This is a genomic window from Streptomyces sp. NBC_00190, from assembly GCF_036203305.1.
Classification (GTDB): Bacteria; Actinomycetota; Actinomycetes; order Streptomycetales; family Streptomycetaceae; genus Streptomyces.
Map to the genome: position 1 here is coordinate 3,281,714 of NZ_CP108131.1, position 21,747 is coordinate 3,303,460.

15 protein-coding genes are annotated in these 21,747 nt (G+C 71.3%); 5 read left to right on the forward strand and 10 right to left on the reverse strand.

Annotation, left to right across the window (positions count from 1 at the left end):
• Nucleotides 1-72: 72 nt before the first annotated feature.
• The 3 genes from OG429_RS15880 to OG429_RS15890 form a co-directional block, all read right to left on the reverse strand.
• On the reverse strand, nt 73-5,052 hold the full coding sequence (locus tag OG429_RS15880) for an NAD-glutamate dehydrogenase (RefSeq protein WP_328925980.1): 4,980 nt from the start codon (nt 5,050-5,052) through the stop codon (nt 73-75).
• Between the two features lie 367 nt (nt 5,053-5,419).
• The gene (locus OG429_RS15885; protein ID WP_328925981.1) at nt 5,420-6,076 is read right to left on the reverse strand and encodes an HAD family hydrolase; all 657 of its coding nucleotides are present in this window, start codon (nt 6,074-6,076) and stop codon (nt 5,420-5,422) included.
• A complete protein-coding gene (locus OG429_RS15890; RefSeq protein WP_328925982.1) occupies nt 6,073-6,573 on the reverse strand; it encodes a DUF6912 family protein in 501 nt (166 codons plus the stop codon). Before OG429_RS15890 ends, OG429_RS15885 begins: the two co-directional genes overlap by 4 nt.
• 341 nt (nt 6,574-6,914) lie before the next feature.
• Between OG429_RS15890 and OG429_RS15895 the strand changes: the two genes are divergently transcribed.
• Nucleotides 6,915-7,361, forward strand: coding sequence for an Rv3235 family protein (locus OG429_RS15895; RefSeq protein WP_328930284.1), 447 nt, complete (start codon nt 6,915-6,917; stop codon nt 7,359-7,361).
• Between the two features lie 154 nt (nt 7,362-7,515).
• On the opposite strand, the gene secA is transcribed toward OG429_RS15895, so the two are convergent.
• Nucleotides 7,516-10,317, reverse strand: a complete 2,802-nt coding sequence (secA, locus tag OG429_RS15900; RefSeq protein ID WP_328925983.1) for a preprotein translocase subunit SecA — start codon at nt 10,315-10,317, stop codon at nt 7,516-7,518.
• A 239-nt stretch (nt 10,318-10,556) separates the two neighbouring features.
• On the opposite strand from secA, the gene OG429_RS15905 reads away from it, so the two are divergent.
• Genes OG429_RS15905 through OG429_RS15915 form a run of 3 tightly spaced genes read left to right on the forward strand, consistent with a single transcriptional unit; the run spans nt 10,557 to nt 12,935 of the window.
• On the forward strand, nt 10,557-11,141 hold the full coding sequence (locus OG429_RS15905; protein WP_328925984.1) for a GNAT family N-acetyltransferase: 585 nt from the start codon (nt 10,557-10,559) through the stop codon (nt 11,139-11,141).
• A 20-nt stretch (nt 11,142-11,161) separates the two neighbouring features.
• On the forward strand, nt 11,162-11,743 hold the full coding sequence (locus OG429_RS15910) for a GNAT family N-acetyltransferase (RefSeq protein WP_328925985.1): 582 nt from the start codon (nt 11,162-11,164) through the stop codon (nt 11,741-11,743).
• A gap of 10 nt (nt 11,744-11,753) precedes the next feature.
• Nucleotides 11,754-12,935, forward strand: coding sequence for a winged helix-turn-helix domain-containing protein (locus OG429_RS15915; RefSeq protein WP_328925986.1), 1,182 nt, complete (start codon nt 11,754-11,756; stop codon nt 12,933-12,935).
• Nucleotides 12,936-13,006: 71 nt separating this feature from the next.
• Here OG429_RS15915 and OG429_RS15920 read toward each other — a convergent pair whose 3' ends face one another.
• The 6 genes from OG429_RS15920 to mtrA form a co-directional block, all read right to left on the reverse strand.
• On the reverse strand, nt 13,007-13,759 hold the full coding sequence (locus OG429_RS15920) for a response regulator transcription factor (protein ID WP_328925987.1): 753 nt from the start codon (nt 13,757-13,759) through the stop codon (nt 13,007-13,009).
• Between the two features lie 215 nt (nt 13,760-13,974).
• Nucleotides 13,975-14,670 (reverse strand): ribosome hibernation-promoting factor, HPF/YfiA family, encoded by a 696-nt coding sequence (hpf, locus tag OG429_RS15925; protein ID WP_328925988.1) that lies wholly within the window; start codon nt 14,668-14,670, stop codon nt 13,975-13,977.
• 311 nt (nt 14,671-14,981) lie between these two features.
• Nucleotides 14,982-15,677, reverse strand: coding sequence for a ComF family protein (locus tag OG429_RS15930; protein WP_328925989.1), 696 nt, complete (start codon nt 15,675-15,677; stop codon nt 14,982-14,984).
• A 65-nt stretch (nt 15,678-15,742) separates the two neighbouring features.
• Complete coding sequence (locus OG429_RS15935; RefSeq protein WP_328925990.1) at nt 15,743-17,641, reverse strand: LpqB family beta-propeller domain-containing protein; 1,899 nt, start codon at nt 17,639-17,641, stop codon at nt 15,743-15,745.
• Nucleotides 17,601-19,568: an MtrAB system histidine kinase MtrB gene (gene mtrB / locus OG429_RS15940; protein WP_328925991.1), complete on the reverse strand. Its 1,968-nt coding sequence runs from the start codon at nt 19,566-19,568 to the stop codon at nt 17,601-17,603. The genes OG429_RS15935 and mtrB overlap by 41 nt, the downstream gene beginning before the upstream one ends.
• A 1-nt stretch (nt 19,569) precedes the next feature.
• Nucleotides 19,570-20,259: a two-component system response regulator MtrA gene (gene mtrA, locus OG429_RS15945; RefSeq protein WP_200904315.1), complete on the reverse strand. Its 690-nt coding sequence runs from the start codon at nt 20,257-20,259 to the stop codon at nt 19,570-19,572.
• Nucleotides 20,260-20,493: 234 nt separating this feature from the next.
• Between mtrA and OG429_RS15950 the strand changes: the two genes are divergently transcribed.
• Nucleotides 20,494-21,741, forward strand: a complete 1,248-nt coding sequence (locus OG429_RS15950; RefSeq protein WP_328925992.1) for a hypothetical protein — start codon at nt 20,494-20,496, stop codon at nt 21,739-21,741.
• Nucleotides 21,742-21,747: the final 6 nt, after the last annotated feature.

Consider the following 21,747-nt stretch of genomic DNA (forward strand, 5'->3'; position numbering starts at 1 on the left):
ACGCGGCCGCGCAAGCCGAAGGCCCCGGCCCCCGGAGTTGTTCCGGGGGCCGGGGCCTTGTGCTCAGCGGGTTCAGGTGTGCGCGCGCAGCAGGCTGCGCATCGTCCGCATCGCCACCGACAGGTTCGCCAGGTCGAAGTCGTCCGAGCCCCGGATCTCGTCCAGGGTCGTCCGGGCCCGCCCGATGATCGCCGCGTTCTTCTCCTCCCAGGCCTGGAAGCGCTCCTCGGGAGTCGAGCTGCCGTTGCCCACCGACAGCACGTCGGCGGTCAGGGCCCCGTGCGCCGCGAACAGGTCCTCGCGGATGGAGGCGCGGGCCATGGACTGCCAGCGGTCGGCCCGCGGCAGCTCGATGATCCGGTCCATCAGCTGGGTGATGTCGAGGCGGTCGGCGAGGTCGTAGTAGACCTCGGCGACGTCCAGCGGAGCCACACCGGTGCGGTCCGCGATCGCGACGACGTCGAGCGTCGGGAAGGCCGAGGAGAAGCCGGCGACCTTGGCCGCCAGTTCCTCCGGGACACCCTCGCCCGTCAGCTCGTCCATGATCGACTGGTACCACTCCAGGTCCGCGCCGCGCACCAGCTTCGGCAGCTCGGCCCAGACGTGCGCGACCCGCTCCGCGAAGAAGTCGATGGTCTCGGTGATCTGGAGCGGCTGCGGCCGGTTGTTCAGCAGCCAGCGCGTACCGCGCTCGACCAGGCGCCGCGAGTGCAGCCGGATCCGGGTCTGGACGGCGGCCGCGACCTTGTTGTCGAGGGCCTCGACCGAGTCCCACACCTCGGCCAGGCCGAAGATCTCGCGGGCCGCGAGCTGCGCCCGGACGATCTCCTCCGTGGAGGCGCCGGTCTCCTCGCGCAGGCGGTGCAGGAAGGTCGAACCACCCGTGTTGACCGTGTCGTTGACCAGGAGCGTGGTGATGATCTCCCGGCGCAGTGCGTGCCCGTCGACCTGCTCGGGGAACTTCTCGCGCAGGGCGGCCGGGAAGTAGGCGAAGAGCAGGCGGCGCAGGTACGGGTCGTCCGGCAGCCCGGTGGCGATGAGCTCGTCCGCCACCGTGATCTTGGTGTAGGCGAACAGGACGGCCAGCTCCGGCTGGGTCAGGCCCCTGCCGTTGCCGAGCAGTTCACGGATCTGCCGGTCGGCGGGCAGGAACTCCAGCTCCCGGTTGAGCAGCCCCGCGCCCTCCAGGCGGCGCATGAAGCGCTGCTGCGCGTGGAGCAGGCTGGGGGCCTGCGCCGCGCCGTTGGCGAGCGCCGTGTTCTGCGCGTAGTTGTTGCGCAGCACCAGACCGCCGACCTCGTCGGTCATCTCGGCGAGCAGCTTGTTGCGCTGCTTGACGGTCATGTCGCCGTCCGCGACGACCGCGTTGAGCAGGATCTTGATGTTCACCTCGTGGTCGGAGGTGTCCACGCCGGCGCTGTTGTCGATGGCGTCGGTGTTGATCTTGCCGCCCTCGCCGTCGGCGCCGGAGCGGGCGAACTCGATCCGGCCGAGCTGGGTCAGACCCAGGTTGCCGCCCTCGCCGATGACCTTGGCCCGGACGTCGGAGCCGTTGACGCGGATGGCGTCGTTGGCCTTGTCGCCGACGTCCGCGTGCGTCTCGGCCGTGGCCTTGACGTACGTACCGATGCCGCCGTTCCACACCAGGTCCACGGGGGCCTTGAGGATCGCCTGCATCAGCTCGGCCGGGGTCATCTTGGTGATGCCCGCCTCGATGCCGAGGGCCGCGCGCATCGGCGCGGTGACCGGGACGGCCTTCGCGGAACGCGGGTGGATGCCGCCGCCCGCCGAGATCAGCGAGGTGTCGTAGTCGGCCCACGAGGAACGCGGCAGCTCGAACAGGCGGCGGCGCTCGGCGTAGGAGGTGGCCGCGTCCGGCTCCGGGTCGATGAAGATGTGCCGGTGGTCGAAGGCCGCGACCAGGCGGATGTGCTCGGAGAGCAGCATGCCGTTGCCGAAGACGTCGCCGGACATGTCGCCGACGCCGACGACGGTGAAGTCCTGCGTCTGGGTGTCGTGGCCCAGCTCGCGGAAGTGCCGCTTGACGGACTCCCACGCGCCGCGGGCGGTGATGCCCATGCCCTTGTGGTCGTAACCGGCCGAGCCGCCGGAGGCGAAAGCGTCGCCGAGCCAGAAGTTGTACGAGACGGCGACCTCGTTGGCGATGTCCGAGAACGTCGCGGTGCCCTTGTCGGCGGCGACGACGAGGTACGTGTCGTCCTCGTCGTGGCGGACCACGTCCTGCGGCGGCACGACCTCGCCCGCCACCAGGTTGTCGGTGATGTCGAGCAGCGCCGAGATGAAGGTGCGGTAGCAGGCGACGCCCTCGGCGAGCCATGCGTCACGGTCCACGGACGGGTCCGGGAGCTGCTTGGCGACGAAGCCGCCCTTGGCGCCGACCGGCACGATCACCGTGTTCTTCACCATCTGCGCCTTGACCAGGCCGAGGATCTCCGTACGGAAGTCCTCACGCCGGTCGGACCAGCGCAGACCACCGCGCGCGACCTTGCCGAAGCGCAGGTGCACGCCCTCGACCCGCGGCGAGTACACCCAGATCTCGTACGCCGGGCGGGGCGCCGGCAGGTCCGGGATGGCCTGGGGATCGAACTTCATCGACACGTAGTCGTGCCACTCGAAGCCCCGGGCCTCCTGGAAGAAGTTGGTCCGCAGCGTCGCCTTGATCAGGGTGAGGAAGGCCCGCAGGATGCGGTCCTCGTCGAGCGAGGCGACCTGGTCCAGGGCCCCGTCCAGCTCCTCCAGCATGGCGTCGATGAGCTCGGTGCCGGCGGTCTGCCGTGCGGGCGACATCCGGGCCTCGAACAGCGAGACCAGCAGCCGGGTGGTGTGGACGTTGTTGCGGAGGGTGTCCTCCATGTAGTCCTGGCTGAAGGTGGAGCCCGCCTGGCGCAGGTACTTGGCGTACGCGCGCAGGACGACGGCCTGCCGCCAGGTCAGCCCGGCGCTCAGCACCAGGGTGTTGAAGTTGTCGTTCTCCGCCTTGCCGGTCCATACGGCCGCGAAGGCCTCCTGGAAGCGCTCGCGGGCGTCGTCGCCGGCGTAGTTCGACGCCGCCGCGCCGTCGCCGGTACCGGCGGCGGGCATCCGCAGACCGAAGTCGTAGATCCAGGCGCTGACCCGGTCGGTGCGGCGCAGCTCGTACGGGCGCTCGTCGGTGACCTCGACGCCCAGGCGCTGCAGCACCGGCAGGACCGCGGAGAGCGAGACCTGCTCGCCGGTGCGGTAGATCTTGAAGCGGCGCTCGCCGGGGGCCGCGCCGACCGGCTCGTACAGCGAGAGCGCGAACGGCCGTTCGCTGGCGGAGAGCCGCTCCAGGTGGCAGAGGTCGGCGACGGCGGCGCGCGGCGAGTGGTCGGCCTTGTAGCCCTCGGGGAACGAGGTGCCGTACTTGCGCAGCAGCTCGGCGGCGCGCTCCTCTCCGAGCTCGGCGACCAGGGCCTCGCCGAAGCCGTCGGCCCAGGAGCGGGCGGCGTCGACCAGGCGGCCCTCGATGCGCTCGACGTCGGCGTCGGTGAGGACGGGCAGTTCCTTGCCCTGCGGGACGCGGACGACGAAGTGGATGCGCGAGAGGATCGACTCGGTGTTCCAGGCCGTGAAGTCGACGCTGATGCCGCCGAGCTCCTCCTTCAGGATGTCCATCAGGCGCAGCCGGACGCCGGTGGTGAACCGGTCACGCGGCAGGTAGACGAGGGCCGAGTAGTAGCGGCCGTACTCGTCCTGACGCAGGTACAGCCGCAGCCGGCGGCGTTCCTGGAGGTACAGGACGGAGGTGACGATCGACTGGAGCTGGTCGACGGGCGTCTGGAACAGCTCGTCGCGCGGGTACGTCTCCAGGATCTGCAGCAGGTCGCGGCCGTCGTGGCTGGACGGCGCGAAACCGGCCCGCTCCAGGACCTCGGCGACCTTGCGGCGGACGACCGGGACGCGGCGCACCGACTCGGTGTACGCGGCGGAGGAGAACAGGCCGAGGAAGCGGCGCTCGCCGACGACGTTGCCGTCGGCGTCGAACTTCTTGACGCCCACGTAGTCGAGGTACGAGGGGCGGTGCACGGTGGAGCGGCTGTTGGCCTTGGTCAGCACCAGCAGGCGGTGCTCGCGGGCCTTGGCGCGCGCGTCGGCGGGCAGCCGGTTGAAGGACGGCGAGACGGGGTGGCCGTCGTCCTTGCCGCTGTGGTGCGGGTCGGAGCGCAGGATGCCGAGGCCGGTACCGGGGACGGCGGCGAGGGCGTCGCCGTCGACGAGGTTGTACTCGCGGTAGCCGAGGAAGGTGAAGTGGTCGTCCGAGAGCCAGCGCAGCAGCTCGCGGGCCTCTTCGAGCTCGTACTCGCGCAGGTCCGGGGCGGTCGGCTCGTCGGGCAGGCCTTCGGCGATGCGCAGCGCCGCGTCGCGCATCTTCTCCCAGTCCTCGACGGACTCACGCACGTCGGACAGGATGCGCAGCAGATCGCCGTTGATCTGCTTGAGGTCGGCGCGGTCGGTCTCGCGGTCGATCTCGACGTGGATCCAGGACTCGACGAGGGAGTCGTGGGGGCGCGCGGTGCGGGGACCGTGCGCGTCGCAGTCGGGACCGAGGATCTCGATCAGCTTGCCGGTGACGTCACGGCGGACGACGACCTGCGGGTGGATCACGACGTGGATGCCGCGGCCCTGCCGGGACAGCTCGTTGGTCACGGAGTCGACGAGGAAGGGCATGTCGTCCGTGACGACCTCGACGACGGAGTGGCTGGAGGTCCAGCCGTTCTCCTCGACGGTGGGCGTGTGCACGCGCACGCTCGCGGTGCCCTGCGGGCGGTTCTCCGCCAGCCGGTAGTGCGAGAGCGCCGCACCGAACACGTCGACCGGGTCCCGGTCCAACAGGTCCTCGGGGGCGGTGTGCAGGTAGTAGCGCTGGAGGTAGGAGAGCACTGTGTCCCGGTCGGGATGCTCCCCCTGCTCGGACCCAGTCGGAAGTAGCCCCCCGGCCGGGCTGTTCTCAGCTACCCGGGCCGCCCGCGCGAGCAGCTCGGCCTTTGCTTCGTCCAGCTTGGTCTGCATGTCCTCTGGCTCCTGTCGCGCGCCATTGCGTGACGTAGGTGAAGGAAGGAATGGCGTAGCGCCGCGAGGCGGGATGTCCGTCCGGGATCGACGCTATGCCGTCGAGAAGGCCTGCCGGGAGGGAATCGGCCATGATCGGCGAGAGGTCCCGGCGGCGGAAATCAGCGAAGGCCCGGGCACGGTTGTGCGCCGGGCGCAGGCCGGAGGCTCCAGTGCCCCCGATGACTATCGCGCTGATCACGGGTACAAGGCTATCTCGCCCCACCCCCAGGTCGTCATGCACTGCTTCTGTACAAATCTTGGGGTAGAACTTTGACACTCTGGCCAGCGACGGGACGAGCAGTCCGTGCACTGGCGTGTCCAGCCCTTATTCGGACAGCTCGCGAGCTGTCCGAACGGCGTCTGCCAGGGTGTCGACGACGGGGACACCGGCCGATTCGAGACTGGCGCGGCTGTGCGAGCCGCCCGTGTAGAGCACGGCCCGGGCGCCGACGTGGGCCGCGGCGAGCGCGTCGTCCACGGCGTCTCCGATGAGGACCGTACGTTCCGCGGTCACGCCCGTCCCGTCCAGGGCGGTCAGGTGGCGTACGAGATGCCCTGCCTTGCTGGTGTGGGAGGGACCGATCCGCCCGTCGACGCGCAGGAAGTGCCCGTCGATGCCGTGGAACCGTACCAGCGGCACGAGCTTGTCGTGGGGCGCCAGCGAGAGCAGCGACTGGGTGAGCCCGTCCCGCTGCCAGTCCCGGAGCAGCTCCCGGGCCCCTTCGGTGAGCCCGGCGTCCTCGGCGGCGGCCCAGTAGTGCCGGTGGAACGTGTCGTCCATGACCAGCCACTCGTCCTCGGTGGGCAGCCGGCCCATGAGGCGCTCGTAGAACTTGGGCACCGGTACGACGTACAGCTCGCGGTAGGTCTCCAGGGTGATCGGCGCGAAGCCGAACTCGGCGAAGGAGGCATTGGTCGCGGCGATCACGGCGTCGATGTCGTGGAGGAGGGTGCCGTTCCAGTCCCAGACTATGTGTGTCACTTGAGCAGCCCCGGGATCTCCTGCACGCCGAACCACAGCAGCTCGTGGTCCTCGGCGCCGTCGACGGTGAACTGCGCGTCGTCGTCCCCGGCGTCGGCGGCGTCGACGGCCGCCGCGGCGGCGGCCACGGTCTCCTCGGCGTCGTCGGCGTCGACGTGCACGGCGGCGGCCACGGTGAGGCGTACGGCGTCGGCCAGGGCGACCTGGCCGAGGGCGGCCTCGTCGACCCCGGGCGTGGCGGTGGCGGCCTTGTCGGCGACGTCCAGGGCGACGACGACCCGCCTGCGCGGGGCCGCCGGGTCGGCGGCGATCAGCCGCAGGGAGGCGGCCGCGGCGCGGCTGAGGGCCGCGTACTCCAGCTCCTCGATGTCGTCCGACACGTACCACTCGCGCAGCCCGGGCGTGACGGCGTACGCACGCAGCGGGGCGGGGCCCAGCTCACCCGCCTTGTGCGCCTCGGCGAGCCCGGGGAGGGTCAGGGGGACGTACACGCGCATGGCCGGCTGCTTTCGGTAGTCGGAAACGTCCTCAGGATACGACCGCGCCCGCCGCCACCGGGAGACGGACGGCCGGGCCCCCTGTGGGTGACGGCCGTCGTCCCCCTTCGGGGTGCCCCGGCGGGACCCGCGGCCGTCCACCCCGGTCCCTTCGCGCCCGCCGCCGAGGCCCCGGCCGGGCAGGCCGGGCACTCGGATAGGTGAACCGTGCCCCGGGCGGGGCGGGGGTGCCCGGACGGTTGCGGAGCGTGTTCGCCGGCCGTAGAAGATCCCCATCAAGTTACCGCCCGGTACCGCTCCGGGCCCGGCCTGTTCGGGGGCAGATCGCGATGGACACCACGATGCGCGGCACGATCGGCGGCGAGGCGGCCCGCCGCGGGACCGGCGGCCAGTCGTCCCGGACCCGGCCGGCCGGGCGGCGCGACACCCGGCGCCCGGCGGCCCCGCCGCGGGCCCTGCGGCTCGGCCCGCACCACTGGTTCGCCGAACGCCTCCTGGCGGTCGTCAGCGGCCTCAGGCCGGTCCACTCGCTCCTCGGCCACACCGTCGGCCCGGCCTACCAGCAGCTGGTCACCCTCGCTCCTTCGGGCTGGGGAGGGACCGGGCTCGGCCGCCCGCGCCCGGTCGTGCGCCAGTGCGGCCGCTTCACCCCTGGCCCCGGTGTCATCGAGGCCTTCGCCCGCATCGCCACGGGCGACCGCATGACGGCGATGGCCTTCCGCCTGGAGCAGGGCCCGGACCTGCGCTGGCGCTGCGCGGCGATCGAGATCCAGGGCCCGCGCCCCTGATCCGCAAGAGGCGGCCCTCGACGGCCCCAGCGGCCCGCGCGGCCCACCCCGAACCGAGGCCGGGACACCGGGGCCGGGACACCGGCACAACGCGGCCGGGGCCGGACACCACGTACGGTGTCCGGCCCCGGCCGGTGACTCGACCCCAGCGGGGCTACTTCTTGCGGCGACGCCCGCCGGCGGCCTTCTGCGCCTTGCGGCGCTCCGCCCGCGTCATCCCGTCACCGTCACCGGCGCCGTCGGACTCGAAGTCGCCCTCGACCACACCGCCCTCACCGTCGACGGTCGGCGCCGAGAAGTGCAGCCGGTCCGGCCGCTGCGGAGCGTCCAGCCCCTTCGCCCGGATCTCCGGACGGGCCATCGCACCCGCCGGCTCCTTCGTCAGCGACGGCGCCGCCTCCTGCACCGGAACCTCCTCGACCTGCTGCTCGACCTGGACCTCCAGGTTGAACAGGTAGCCGACGGACTCCTCCTTGATGCCGTCCTGCATGGCGTTGAACATGTCGAAGCCCTCGCGCTGGTACTCGACCAGCGGGTCCTTCTGGGCCATCGCCCGCAGGCCGATGCCCTCCTGCAGGTAGTCCATCTCGTACAGGTGCTCACGCCACTTGCGGTCCAGCACCGACAGCACCACGCGGCGCTCCAGCTCGCGCATGATGTCGGAACCGAGCGTCTTCTCGCGCGCCGAGTACTGCTCGTGGATGTCGTCCTTGATGGACTCCGCGATGAACTCGGCGGTGATGCCCGCCCGGTCGCCCGCGGCGTCCTCCAGCTCCTCGATGGTGACCTTCACCGGGTAGAGCTGCTTGAAGGCGCCCCACAGGCGCTCCAGGTCCCACTCCTCGGCGAAGCCCTCGACCGTCTCGGCCGCGATGTACGCGTCGATCGTGTCGTCCATCATGAAGCGGACCTGCTCCTGGAGGTCCTCGCCCTCAAGGACGCGGCGGCGCTCGCGGTAGATGACCTCACGCTGGCTGTTGAGGACCTCGTCGTACTTCAGGACGTTCTTGCGCGTCTCGAAGTTCTGGGTCTCCACCTGCGACTGGGCCGACGCGATCGCGCGCGTCACCATCTTGTTCTCGATCGGCACGTCGTCCGGCACGTTGGCCATGGCCATGACGCGCTCGACCATCTGCGCCTTGAACAGGCGCATCAGGTCGTCGCCCAGCGACAGGTAGAAGCGGGACTCGCCCGGGTCGCCCTGACGGCCGGAACGGCCGCGCAGCTGGTTGTCGATACGGCGCGACTCGTGGCGCTCGGTGCCCAGCACATACAGCCCGCCGAGCTCCTTGACCTCCTCGAACTCGGCCTTCACGGCCGCCTCGGCCCTGGTGAGCGCCTCGGGCAGGGCGTGCGCCCACTCCTCGATGTGCTCCTCCGGGTCCAGGCCGCGCTGGCGCAGCTCGGCCTCGGCGAGGTCGTCCGGGTTGCCGCCGAGCTTGATGTCGGTACCGCGGCCGGCCATGTTCGTGGCGACGGTGACGGCGCCCCGGCGGCCGGCCTGGGCGACGATCGTGGCCTCACGGTCGTGCTGCTTGGCGTTGAGCACCTCGTGCGGGATGCCGCGCTTGGAGAGCTGCTGGGAGAGGTACTCGGACTTCTCGACCGACGTCGTACCGACGAGGATCGGCTGGCCCTTCTCGTGCTTCTCCGCGATGTCGTCGACGACGGCGGCGAACTTCGCGACCTCGGTCCGGTAGATCAGGTCCGGCTGGTCCCTGCGGACCATGTCGCGGTTGGTCGGGATCGGGACGACACCGAGCTTGTAGATCTGGTGGAACTCGGCGGCCTCGGTCATGGCCGTACCGGTCATGCCCGACAGCTTCGAGTAGAGGCGGAAGAAGTTCTGCAGGGTGATCGTCGCAAGGGTCTGGTTCTCGTCCTTGATGTCCACCCCTTCCTTCGCCTCGATCGCCTGGTGCATGCCCTCGTTGTAGCGGCGGCCGGCGAGGATACGGCCGGTGTGCTCGTCGACGATCATGACTTCGCCGTCGAGGACGACGTAGTCCTTGTCCTTCTTGAACAGTTCCTTCGCCTTGATGGCGTTGTTCAGGTAGCCGACGAGCGGGGTGTTCACCGACTCGTAGAGGTTCTCGATGCCGAGCCAGTCCTCGACCTTGGCGACACCGACCTCGTGGATGGCGACGGTGCGCTTCTTCTCGTCGACCTCGTAGTCGCCGGTCTCCTCGATGCCCTTCAGCGGCTGGCCGGGCTCGCCCTTCTTCAGGCGGGTGACCAGCTTCGCGAAGTCGCCGTACCACTTCGTGGCCTGGTCGGCCGGACCGGAGATGATCAGCGGGGTACGGGCCTCGTCGACGAGAATCGAGTCGACCTCGTCGACCACGGCGAAGTTGTGGCCGCGCTGGACGAGCTCGTCCTGGGACCACGCCATGTTGTCGCGCAGGTAGTCGAAGCCGAACTCGTTGTTCGTGCCGTACGTGATGTCGCAGCTGTACTGCTCGCGACGCTGCGCCGGCGACATGTTCGCCAGGATGCAGCCGACCTCCAGGCCGAGGAACTTGTGCACCCGGCCCATCAGCTCGGAGTCGCGCTCGGCGAGGTAGTCGTTCACCGTGATCAGGTGGACGCCCTTGCCGGACAGCGCGTTCAGGTACGCGGGCAGGGTGCCGACGAGGGTCTTGCCCTCACCGGTCTTCATCTCGGCCACGTAGCCGAGGTGCAGCGCGGCACCGCCCATGATCTGGACGTCGTAGTGCCGCTGGCCGAGGACGCGCTTGGCGGACTCGCGCACCGTCGCGAAGGCCTCGGGCAGCAGGTCGTCCAGGCTCTCGCCGTCCTGGAAACGCTGCTTGTACTCGTCCGTGAGCGCACGCAACTCGGCGTCGGAGAGGTTGACGAAGTCCTCTTCGATGGAGTTGACCTGGTCCGCGATGCGGTGCAGTTTGCGCAGGATCTTGCCTTCGCCTGCACGCATGAGCTTGTTGAAGACGGACACCGAGGTTTGTCTCCTTGCCGGTCGGGCCTGGGCACTGTACGTACACGGGCACGGCAGGTGGGCCCCACCGTAACGGCCATCGTAAGCGAGGACGTGGTCGCGCCGGGAGGTCCGCCGTAGCCGCGAGGGCGCGGGTGCCCGTATTGAGAACGTACGGGTGACACGGAAGGTGCCGCTTCCTCCCCGAGATTCCCGAAAAGTGTTCGCCCGGGAACCGGCGGCGGCAGCAGAATCCGTTCATGGAGCCCACCACACTGACCACCGACCGGCTCGTGCTGAGGCCGTTCGCCCCCTCCGACGAGGACGAGGTGTACGCGGCCGCCCAGGACCCGGACATCCAGCGCTGGACGATGGTCCCCTCCCCCTACGAGCGCGAACACGCCCGCAGCTTCGTCGGCGAGCTGGTGCCGGGCGGCTGGCGAGACGACACCGGCTACTCCTTCGCCGTCCGCCTCGGCCCCGGCGGCCCGCTGGTCGCCGCCGTCGGCGTCCACGTACACGAGGTCTTCGGGACGAACTCGTACGAGATCGGCTACTGGGCGACCAAGGAGTACCGCGGGCACGGCTACATGACCGAGGCCGTCACCGCCGTCGCCCGCTGGGCCTTCACCGAGCTGGGCGCCGTACGCCTGGAGTGGCGCGCCGAGGCCGGCAACGCCGGCTCGCGGGCCGTCGCCGAGAAGGCGGGCTTCCGGGTGGAAGGGCTCCTGCGGGCCTCCCTGTACCGCGCGGGCTCCGTGCGCGATTCCTGGGTGGGCGCTCTGCTGCCCTCGGACCTCGGCCTGACCTCCGCGGTGCCCTACCTGCCGTCGGCCGCCGACTAGCCGATCGGCAGAATCCGGTCATGGAGCCGATCACACTGACCACCGAGCGCCTCGTGCTGCGTCCCCACACGCCCGGGGACGCGGCCGAGGTGCACGCCGCCTGCCAGGACCCCGAGATCCAGCGCTGGATCTCGGTGCCCGTCCCGTACGAGCCCGCGCACGCGGAGAAGTACGTGACGCAGAGCGTCCCGGCCGGGTGGCGCGAGGACACCGCGTACAACTTCGCCGTGCGGCTCGGGGCCGAGGGCCCCCTCGTCGCCACGCTCGCCGTGCACCGGACGGGCGCGCACACCCACGAGATCGGGTACTGGACCGTCGCCGGTCACCGCGGCCGCGGCTACATGACCGAAGCCCTGCGGGCCGCCGTCCGCTGGGCGTTCACCGAGGCGGGCGTCGTACGGCTGGTCTGGCGCGCCGGGGTCGGCAACGACGGCTCCCGCGCCGTCGCCGAGCGGGCGGGCTTCCTGATCGAGGGCGTCCAGCGCGCCGGCATGGAACACGGCGGCGCGCTGCTGGACTGCTGGGCGGGCGCGCTGCTCCCGTCCGACCTGGGCCTGCCCTCCCGCCTCCCGTACGAGCCCGCCGTCAGTGGCGCCGCCTAGGCTTCGGCGCATGACCAGCCTGCCGCCGCCGACCGTGTCCCTCTCCGCCGACGAGGCCCGCCGGATCGCCCTGCGCGCGCAGGGCCTCCTCGGGGCGCCCGACCGCCGCGGCGGGGTCCGCGGCGTCCTGCGCCACCTGGGCGCCGTACAGCTGGACACGATCTCGGTCCTGGCCCGCTCGCACGAACTGATCCCGTACGCCCGCCTGGGCGCCGTCGGCCGCGGCACGGTGGAGCGGGCCTACTGGTCCGGCCATCACGCCTTCGAGTACTGGTCGCACGCGGCCTGCATCCTCCCCATCGAGGAATGGCCGCATTTCGCCTTCCGGCGCCGCGCCCGCCGGGCCCGCGGCCACCGCTGGCACGTCCTCCAGGACAAGGAACGCTCGACGAAGGCGGTCCTCGACCGGCTCCGGGCCGACGGCCCGCTGACCTCGACCGAGCTGGGCGGCGCCAAGAACGGCGGCGAGTGGTTCGAGTGGTCCGAGACCAAGATCGCGGTGGAGTGGCTGCTCGACACCGGTGAGGTGGTGTGCTGCGAGCGCCGCGGCTGGAAGCGGGTGTACGACCTGCCCGAGCGCGCCGTCCCCGACGCACTGCTCCACGACGACCTGGACGACCGCGAGTGCGTGCGCCGCCTGGTCGCCCTCGCCGGCCGGTCACTGGGCCTGGGCACCCGCGCCGACATCGCGGACTACCACCGGCTGGGGGGCGAGCAGGTCGACGCGGTGATCGCGGACTCCGGGCTGGTACCGGTCACGGTGGAGGGCTGGGCGAAGCAGGCGTGGGCGGACCCTGCGGCCCTCGCGACGGCCCCCAGGGGCCGCCACCGCACGACGCTGCTCTCCCCCTTCGACTCGCTGATCTGGGACCGCCCCCGCACGGAGCGGATCTTCGGCTTCACGCACCGCCTCGAGGCGTACGTCCCCAAGCCGAAGCGGATACACGGGTACTTCGCCATGCCGCTGCTCGCGGGCGGCCTGCTCCAGGGCCGCGTCGATCCGGGCCGCGAGGGCAAGACCCTGGTCGCCCGCCAGCTCTCCCTGACGTCGCCGAAGGCTGCCCGCCCGATGGCGCAGGCCCTGCGGGAGGCGGCGGAGTGGGTCGGCTGCGACGCGGTCCGCGTCGAGCGCGCCCAGAGCCCCCAGGAGGCCGCCGCCGTCGTGGCGGAGCTGGCCGTGCTGCCGGGGTAGGCCGGGCTGGCGGGCCAGGCCGGGCCGGGCCGGCGGGCTGACCCGGTCCGGCCGACCTGCCACGGAGGCGGCTAGCGGATTTCGAGGATCTTCTCGCGCATCGCGTAGACCACGGCTTCCATCCGGGAGTGCAGCTGCAGCTTCTCCAGGATGTTGCGGACGTGGTTCTTCACCGTGTTCTCGGAGATGAACAACTGCTTGGCGATGTCACGGTTGTTCATGCCGGTGGCCACCAGCTTCAGGACCTCCAGCTCCCGGTCCGTCAGCCTCGGCGCCGGCACCAGCCGCCGCTCGTCGGTCCGCTGGATCATCGACTTGAACTCGGTGAGCAGCTTCGACGCCATCGACGGGCTGATCTGCGACTGGCCGTCCGCCACCGCCCGGATCGCCGTGGCCACCTCGTCCGTCGAGATCTCCTTCAGGAGGTACCCGGTCGCACCCGCCTTGATCGCGTCGTAGAGGTCCGCCTCCTCGTCGCTGATCGTCAGCATGATGATCTTCGCGGAGGGGGCCACCTCCTTGATCGAGGTGCACGCCTCGATCCCGCCGCGCCGGGGCATCCGTACGTCCATCAGCACGATGTCCGGCAGCAGGTCGGCCGCCTTGTCCACGGCCTCCGCCCCGTCCCCCGCCTCACCGACGACCTGGATGTCCTCCTCCTGCGCGAGGACGATTTCCAGCCCTCGCCGGAACAGCGCGTGGTCGTCGACCACGAGTACCCGGATGGGCTCCCCGGCCGGCGAGCCGGCGAGCTCCGCCGCCGCGTCCGCCGCACGGCAGCCCGCACCGTCGTCACCGCGCACCGGCCCGAAGCTGTCCGCCATCGTTCCTCCCCCTGCCCCTGCCCCTGCATGTGCCGAACCGCTGGGCCAACCGGACGGGCTCCGCCGCCGGTTGACTGCCCGCCATGATTCCATGCCCGCGGCACGGCGCGGGGGCCGACGATGACTGCCCGGCGCATACTCGCCACACAGGAGGCCCGCACAAGAGGCCCCCGCGGGGCGCCGGAGCGTCCCGCGGGGGGCGGTGAATGATGTGCTCAGCCGCCGAGCGCGCCCCCGGCACCGCCGCGGGGCTGCTCCGAGCTGGAAGCCCCGTCGGGGTTCACGTGGATCACGCCGTAGTCGTACGCGTGACGTCGGTAGACGACGCTGGGCAGCTTCGTCTCGGAGTCGACGAACAGATAGAAGTCGTGGCCGACCAGTTCCATTTCGTAGAGTGCCTGGTCGAGCGACATGGGTGCGGCCGAGTGGGTCTTCTCGCGGACGATGAGCGGGCCTTCGCCCTGGACTTCCAGCGATCCGATCCGGGTGGTCGGGATCGCGTCCGCCTTCTCCGCGGTGACCGGCTCGCCGTTCCCGTTCAGGGTGGCGGCGTCCGGTACCACGTCGGCGACCTCCGCCGCCGAGATCCGGCCGCTGCCGCGGCGGGTGTGGCGCTTGTCGTGCTGCTTGCGCAGCCGGGCCTCCAGCTTGTCCTGAGCCAGGTCCAACGCCGCGTACGCGTCTGCGGCGGCGGCCTCGGCACGGATCACCGGGCCCCGCGAACGCAAAGTGATCTCCACGCGGTCGGAACGGTCGGCCTGGCGCGGGTTGTGCTCCTTGGACACCTCGACGTCCAAGCTGATCACCTTGGCGTCGAGCTTCTGGATCCGCTCCGGATTCAGCTTCTCGGCCACGTGCTTGCGGAACCGGTCGGGCACCTCGGTCTTGCGGCCCTTGACGACGATGTCCACGCAGAACTCCGTTCCCGGATAGCTCCGCCCGACAGGGCGAAGCGTCTCCCTTTCGCACCAGACTCCGGTGAAGGCCGGAGCCTCGGACTTGGCGACTTTCACCTCCTCCTCCCCCATCGGCAAGATCTACACCCCACCGACTTCGGAGTCGAGAGACAGCGATGCGTGGGGCCTTAAGGCTCGCCAGTCCTCACAACCGAACATATCCCTCTATGACGGTTGTCGGCACCCGCTACCGGAACGTACTTCCGTTCAGGTGGCCGTTCCCTCTTACTACCTGCAACGATGGGCCTTCCCCGGCAGTTCCAAATCTATTCACGGGATTTTTGGTCTGTCTGAGTTGCGGCCACCACCGCCGCCCGCAGGCCCGCCACGCCCTGCGGATCCGCGGCACGCACCGCCCTGGCCGCCTCCGCCAGCGTCGCCCCGGTGGTGATCAGGTCGTCCACGAGCACGACCGCCGCCCCGCCGGTCAGCCGCGCCCCGCCCCGGCACACCTCCAGGGCCCCGGAGAGGTTCTCCCGGCGCTGCCGGGCCCCCAGCCCCGCCTGGTCCGCCACCGCCCGCCGCAGCCGCAGTACGGGCGCCACGCGCGCGGGCACACCGGCCCGCCGCAGCCGGCCCGCCGCGGCGAAGGCGATCCTGCGCGCCGGGTCGTGCCCGCGCGCCCGGACCTGCCGCCGCGCCGACGGGACCGGCACCAGAGCCACCTCCCCCGCCCCACCCGCCCGCACCGCCGCCGCCAGGGCGGCGCCGAGCGCCCCGGCCAGGGGCAGCGCCCCGCGCTCCTTGTGCGCCAGCAGGACAGCCCGTACGGGCCCCTCGTACACGGCGGCCGCATGGACCACCGGCAGCCCCTCAGGCCGCGGAAACGGCCTCGCCCGCGCCGCGACGGCTCCGCTCAGCGCCTCCCGGCAGCCGACGCACAGCAGTACCCGGGACGCTCCGCAGCCCGCGCAGTCGACCGGCAGGACCAGCCCGGCCAGCTCCTGCCACAACCCCCGCATGCGTCCACTCTGCCGACCGCCCACGGGCGCCCGCCACCCCTGTGGACAACGGGCGCGGAAGCAGGTCAGCCCGGATACACCGGAGCCCGGCCGCCCGCCATCACCGTGCGCCACTGCGCCCCCGGCGGCAGCCACACGATCCCGTCGTCCTCGGAGAAGGCCACCACCGGCTTCGGCTTCGACTCGTCCTCCGTGGCGGCCACCGCGACCTCGATCAGCCCCGTGGCCCCCGGCAGACCCGCCGCGACCAGCGAGCCGTCCGCGAGCATGTAGCGGGCCTGCACGATCCCACCGCTCTCCCGGCCCACGACCAGCAGCCGGCCCCTCGGCGCCCAGCTCATCGCCGTCACGTCCGCCATCTGCGGAGCCGCCGGGCGCAGCTCGCGCACCGACACCGCCGAGACGTCACCCTTGCCGTCGGGCCGCTCGATCCGCCCGACGTACAGGTTCTTGCGGGCGCCGTCCCGCTGCACGAGCAGCGCGATCCGCACCCCGTCCGAGGACGCCTTCAGCGAGGTGATCCGTCCGCCGTCCAACCCGGCCACCTGGACCTTCTCCGGAACCCCGGTACCGCCGGGCACCCGCCACAGCCCCAGGTGCTGCGGATCCTGGTCGGCGAACCACAGGTCGCCCGCCGCGTCCCAGCTGGGCGCGGTCAGCGTGTTCGGCTTGTTCGGCTTGCCCGGGTACACCGGCTGCGGCATGGGACCGGACCCGGACATCGACACGACGTACAGCCCGTGCCCGTCCTGCGAGACCACGGCCGCGCGCCGCTCGTCGTACGACACGGCGGCCGAGAGGACCTTGAACCCCGGCGGGGTGGCCAGCGGCCCCGGCACCGGCTCGGGCTTGTTCTGCTGGACCTCGCTCGAAATGTCGAGCTTCAGCCGGACCAGCCGGTCCGCGTCGTCGACGAAGTACTGGTACTCGGGGATCTTCGGCCGGTTGGCGATCGCCGCGGCGCTCACCTCGGTCACCGAACACAGCGAGGACGACTTGCCGTCGGAGCGCAGCAGTTCGACCTGTTCGAGCCGGGAACCCGTCAGATCCTTGACCGTGTAGAGGAGTTGGGTGGCCATCTTCCGGCACTGCGGCTGCGCGACGTTGTCGGCCTTGTCGTTGAGCGGCACGCGCAGCGTGTTCTGGCCGTCGTACGACAGGGACTTGGTGCCCGGCCGCAGTTCCGTGCCGCTCGGGAAACTGGACTCGACGACCGGGCTGAGCCACCTGGACGGCCCGGCCAGCAGCGACTGCACCGTCTGCGTGGTGGGGTCCATCCGCGAGTCGGGGTCGCTGCGCTGGCGCACGTACACGGGGTCGGCGACCAGGCTGTCGCCCGCGAAGTAGTACTTGTTGACCGGCATGTAGATCCGCTGGAAGTCGGACTCGCTCAGCACGAGGCTGCGCGGCGGAGTCGCGATCCGCCACTGCTTGTCCTCCTGGACCAGCTGGAGGAACTCCTCGAACGCCCCGCCGCCGGTCTCCGGCTGGTACGCGCTGCGCTCGTCCACGGTCGCCAGCTTCTTGCCGGTCACCTTCCAACGCGGCCCGTCGGGGTCCTTCTCGCCGCGGACCGGGGACCGGTCGAGGCCGCCCCTGAGCACGGTGACGGCGGAGCCGGGCTTCCAGCTCTTGGCCTGCTCCTGCGTGAGGTACTTGCGAGCCGTCTCCAGCTGCGGGTCGTCGCTGGTCATCGCCTCCAGGAAGCCGTCGACGATCTCGGCCGCACTGGCCTTGTCGGCGGGCGGTACGCCGAACACCCGGACCTGGGAGTCGACGCCCTGCGAGCCCTGCACCGAGCGGATCTCACCGTGGTCGGGCATCGAGGCGCACCCCGCCAGCAGCAGCCCGGCGACACCGAGGGCGTACGCCCGCACGGTGCGCCACCGCCTGCCCCGTGTCCGGGCGCGTGCGGCCCTGGCCTCAGCGTCCACGGGCATCGCCATCGGCGTCGGCATCGGCATCGGTTCGATCCTCCTGTGGTGCCTGCTCGGCCGGCCGGGCCACGACCCTGGCTCCGTTGCCCGGCAGGGCCGTCGGGTCGGCGGGTACGGGCAGCGCGCCGGCGACCGGCGACCGCGGCGGTATCGGCGACCGGTCGCCGCCGTCCGCCGGCTGCCGGTCCGCCGGACTGCCCGCGGCGTCGGCGGCGGCCCTGGCCCGGTTGGCCCGGGAGTCCTCGGGTTCCAGCGGGATGGGCGAGCCCCGCAGCGGCTCGTCGGCCGTGCGCGGCAGGGTCAGGCGGAACTGTGAGCCGCCGCCCGGCTCGCCCCACGCCTGGAGCCAGCCGCCGTGCAGCCGGGCGTCCTCGACGGCGATGGACAGACCGAGGCCGGTGCCGCCCGTCGTACGGGCCCGCGCCGGGTCGGCCCGCCAGAAGCGGTTGAAGACGCGGGTGGCCTCGCCGGGCTTGAGCCCGACGCCGTAGTCCCGAACGGCGACCGCGACGGCCCCGCCCGCGGACGCCAGCCGGACCACCACATCACGTCCCTCGCCGTGCTCCACGGCGTTGACGACCAGATTGCGCAGCACCCGCTCCACCCGCCGGGCATCCGCCTCGGCGATGACCGGCTGGGTGTCGCCGAGGACCCGGATCCGGGTCCCCTTGTGCTCGGCGAGCGGCTCGGCACCGTCGATGACCCGGCGTACGACGTCGCGCAGGTCGATCGGCTCGGCCTCCAGCGCCGCCGCGCCCGCGTCGAACCGGCTGATCTCCAGCAGGTCGGCGAGGAGCGACTCGAACCGGTCGAGCTGCCCGGCGAGCAGTTCGGCGGAGCGCGCGGTGACCGGGTCGAAGTCGACCCGGGCGTCGTGGATGACGTCCGCGGCCATCCGTACGGTCGTCAGCGGGGTGCGCAGCTCGTGCGAGACGTCCGAGACGAACCGGCGCTGCATCCGCGACAGCTCCTCCAGCTGCTGGATCTTGAGCTGCAGGTTCTGCGCCATCTTGTTGAAGGCCTCACCCAGGCGGGCGATGTCGTCCTCGCCGGTGACCTTCATCCGCTCCTGGAGACGGCCCGCCGAAAGCCGCTCGGCGATCCCGGCGGCCATCCGTACGGGGGTCACGACCTGGCGCACGACGAGCCAGGCGATGCCGCAGAGCAGGACGACGACGAACAGGCCCGCGGTCACGATGGTGACCTTGATCAGGTTGAGGGACTCCTCCTCCTGCGTGAGCGGGAAGAGGTAGTACAGGTCGTACGGGTCCCCGTTGATGTCGGTGAGCCGCTTGCCCACGACCAGCGCGGCCTCGGGCGTCTTCTCCCCGGCCCCGGCGGTGTACCGGATCTCGGAGAAGGTCTTGAAGGTACCGGCGGAGTGGTTGACGGCCCGGCGCAGCGCGATCGGCACGCTGGCGGCCGGATCCACGTTGCCCGAGGCGCGGGCGCCCTTGACCCCCTGCGTGCCGGGCATGACCTGCTCGCCGGTGCCCGCGCCGAGCGCGACCACCTCGAAGGCGGACTGGCCGCCACTGGCGAGCTGCTTGACCAGCGAGTTCATCCACGTACTGGCATCGAGCCCGACCTTGTTGTCGGCGGCGTCGGGCCCGTCCACGCTCGCGGGGGCGTTGGCCTTCTCCTGTGCGACCGCGAACCCGCCCGCGGCCTGGCTCTGCGCCGCCTCCTCCTTGACGTCGAGGAGGCCCTTGCTGACCTGGGCTATGACGACGAAGCCCAGGGCGAGGACCACGGCGAGCGAGATCAGCAGCGTGGCGGCGACGACCCGGAGCTGGATGTTGCGACGCCACAGCCGGACAGCCGGAAGCAGCGGCCGGCGCAGAAGACGCACGAACAGCCGCAGCACAGGGCCGCCGGGCGCTCCGTCCTGGAGCAGCCGGCCGCCCCTCAGCGCTCCCCAGCGGGAACCGGCCCGGTCCCTGCCGGACTGCACGTCAGCTGGGTCCGGCCTTGTAGCCGACACCGCGCACCGTCACGACGATCTCGGGGCGCTCCGGGTCCTTCTCGACCTTGGAGCGCAGGCGCTGCACGTGCACGTTGACCAGCCGGGTGTCCGCCGCGTGCCGGTAGCCCCAGACCTGCTCCAGCAGCACCTCACGGGTGAAGACCTGCCAGGGCTTGCGCGCGAGCGCGACCAGCAGGTCGAACTCGAGCGGGGTCAGGGCGATGGAGGCGCCGTCCCGCTTGACCGAGTGCCCGGCCACGTCGATGACGAGGTCACCGATGGTCAGCTGCTCGGGAGCGGGCTCCTCCGACCGGCGCAGGCGGGCCCGGATGCGGGCCACCAGCTCCTTCGGCTTGAACGGCTTGACGATGTAGTCGTCGGCGCCGGACTCCAGGCCTACGACGACGTCGACCGTGTCGCTCTTCGCCGTGAGCATCACGATCGGCACGCCCGACTCGGCCCTGATCAGCCTGCACACCTCTATGCCGTCCCGTCCGGGCAGCATGAGGTCGAGCAGTACCAGATCGGGCTTCGCCTCCCGGAAGGCAGCCAGCGCCTTGTCACCGTCCGCTACGAACGACGGCTCAAAACCTTCTCCACGCAGCACAATGCCGAGCATCTCGGCCAGCGCGGTGTCGTCGTCGACGACAAGGACTCGTCCCTTCATGCTTGACATCATCCCATTAGCTAATCGTTACCTGGCGGTGAGCTGTCCCACAGCCAAAAGGGCTGGAAATCGCCCCTCGGACCTGCGTGGAGATCAGGTCAACCAGTCTGCCCCGGATCCGGGTGACAATTGAAGGTACGGGCTGTCGAGGATCCGGGGGGACGGCTGGTCCGTTCGTGGAGCTCACGTGGCACGATGGCAGCGACCAGCGCCCCCGCCGCAGCAGGTGCACGTGAAGGAGCGACGATGAACGACTCTCCGGGCTGGGCTTCGCCCGGATCCTCTCCGTCCGACGGCGAGCGACCAGGGGCACCCTCCGATCAGCAGGCTTCCGGCGACTCCAAGTGGTCCGCCGAGCAGCCGCCGCCGGGAGACTGGTCCAGCCCGGCCGCCGGCCCGACACCGCCTCCGCAGGCACCGCCGCAGCAGGGCCAGGGCTGGGGACCGTACGGCGGCCAGCAGCACGCAGGCCAGTACGGAAGCCCGTACGGCGGCCAGTACGGCGGCCAGTACGGCTACCCGGGCGGCCCCGGCCAGTGGGGCAAGCCCCCGGCCGCCAAGCCCGGCGTGATCCCGCTGCGCCCGCTGGACATGGGCGAGATCCTCGACGGCGCGGTCGCCACCATGCGTGCCCACTGGCGCTCGGTGCTGCCGATCACGCTGGTCGTGGCCACGGTGGTGCAGGTGATGAGCGTGCTCCTGCAGAAGTACGTGATGTCCGACCTGGCCCTCGCCGCGGACCCCGCGGCGGACATCGAGCAGACGATCAACACCCTGGGCACCGCCTCGGCGGTCTCGTTCGGAGCCGTTTTCATCCAGGCCCTCGGGGGCATCGTGGCCACCGCGATGCTCACGATGATCTTCAGCCGGGCGGTCCTCGGCAACACCTCCACGGTCTCCGCCGCCTGGCGCGAGGCCCGTCCGCAGCTGCTGCGCCTGTTCGGACTGACGCTGCTGATGGGATTCGGCTTCGCCCTCCTCGTCGTCGTGCTGATCGTGCCCGGCATCCTCGCCCGGAGTGTGGGACTGGCCGTCCTCGGCGGCTTCGCCGCGCTCCCGCTGGCCATCTGGCTGTGGACCAAGTACAGCCTGGCCTCGCCCGCCCTGATGCTGGAGAAGGGCACCGTCTTCAAGTCCCTCGGCCGCTCCTCCAAGCTCGTCAAGGGCGCGTGGTGGCGCATCTTCGGCATCACGCTCCTCACCAGCATCATCACCGGCATCATCGCGGCGATCATCGTCTGGCCGCTGACGTTCCTCGGCGTCGCCCTCTTCGGCGGCGGCATGGGCGGCCTGCAGGCCGGCACGGCCTCCACCGCCTGGGGAGCGCTCATCCTCTCCGGCATCGGCGCGATCATCGCGCAGACCATCGTGATGCCCATGCAGTCGGGCGTCACCGTCCTCCTCTACGTGGACCAGCGCATCCGCCGCGAGGGGCTCGACCTGGAGCTCGCCCGGGCCGCAGGCGTCGAGAACTACGGCACGACCGGAGGCTGACACACC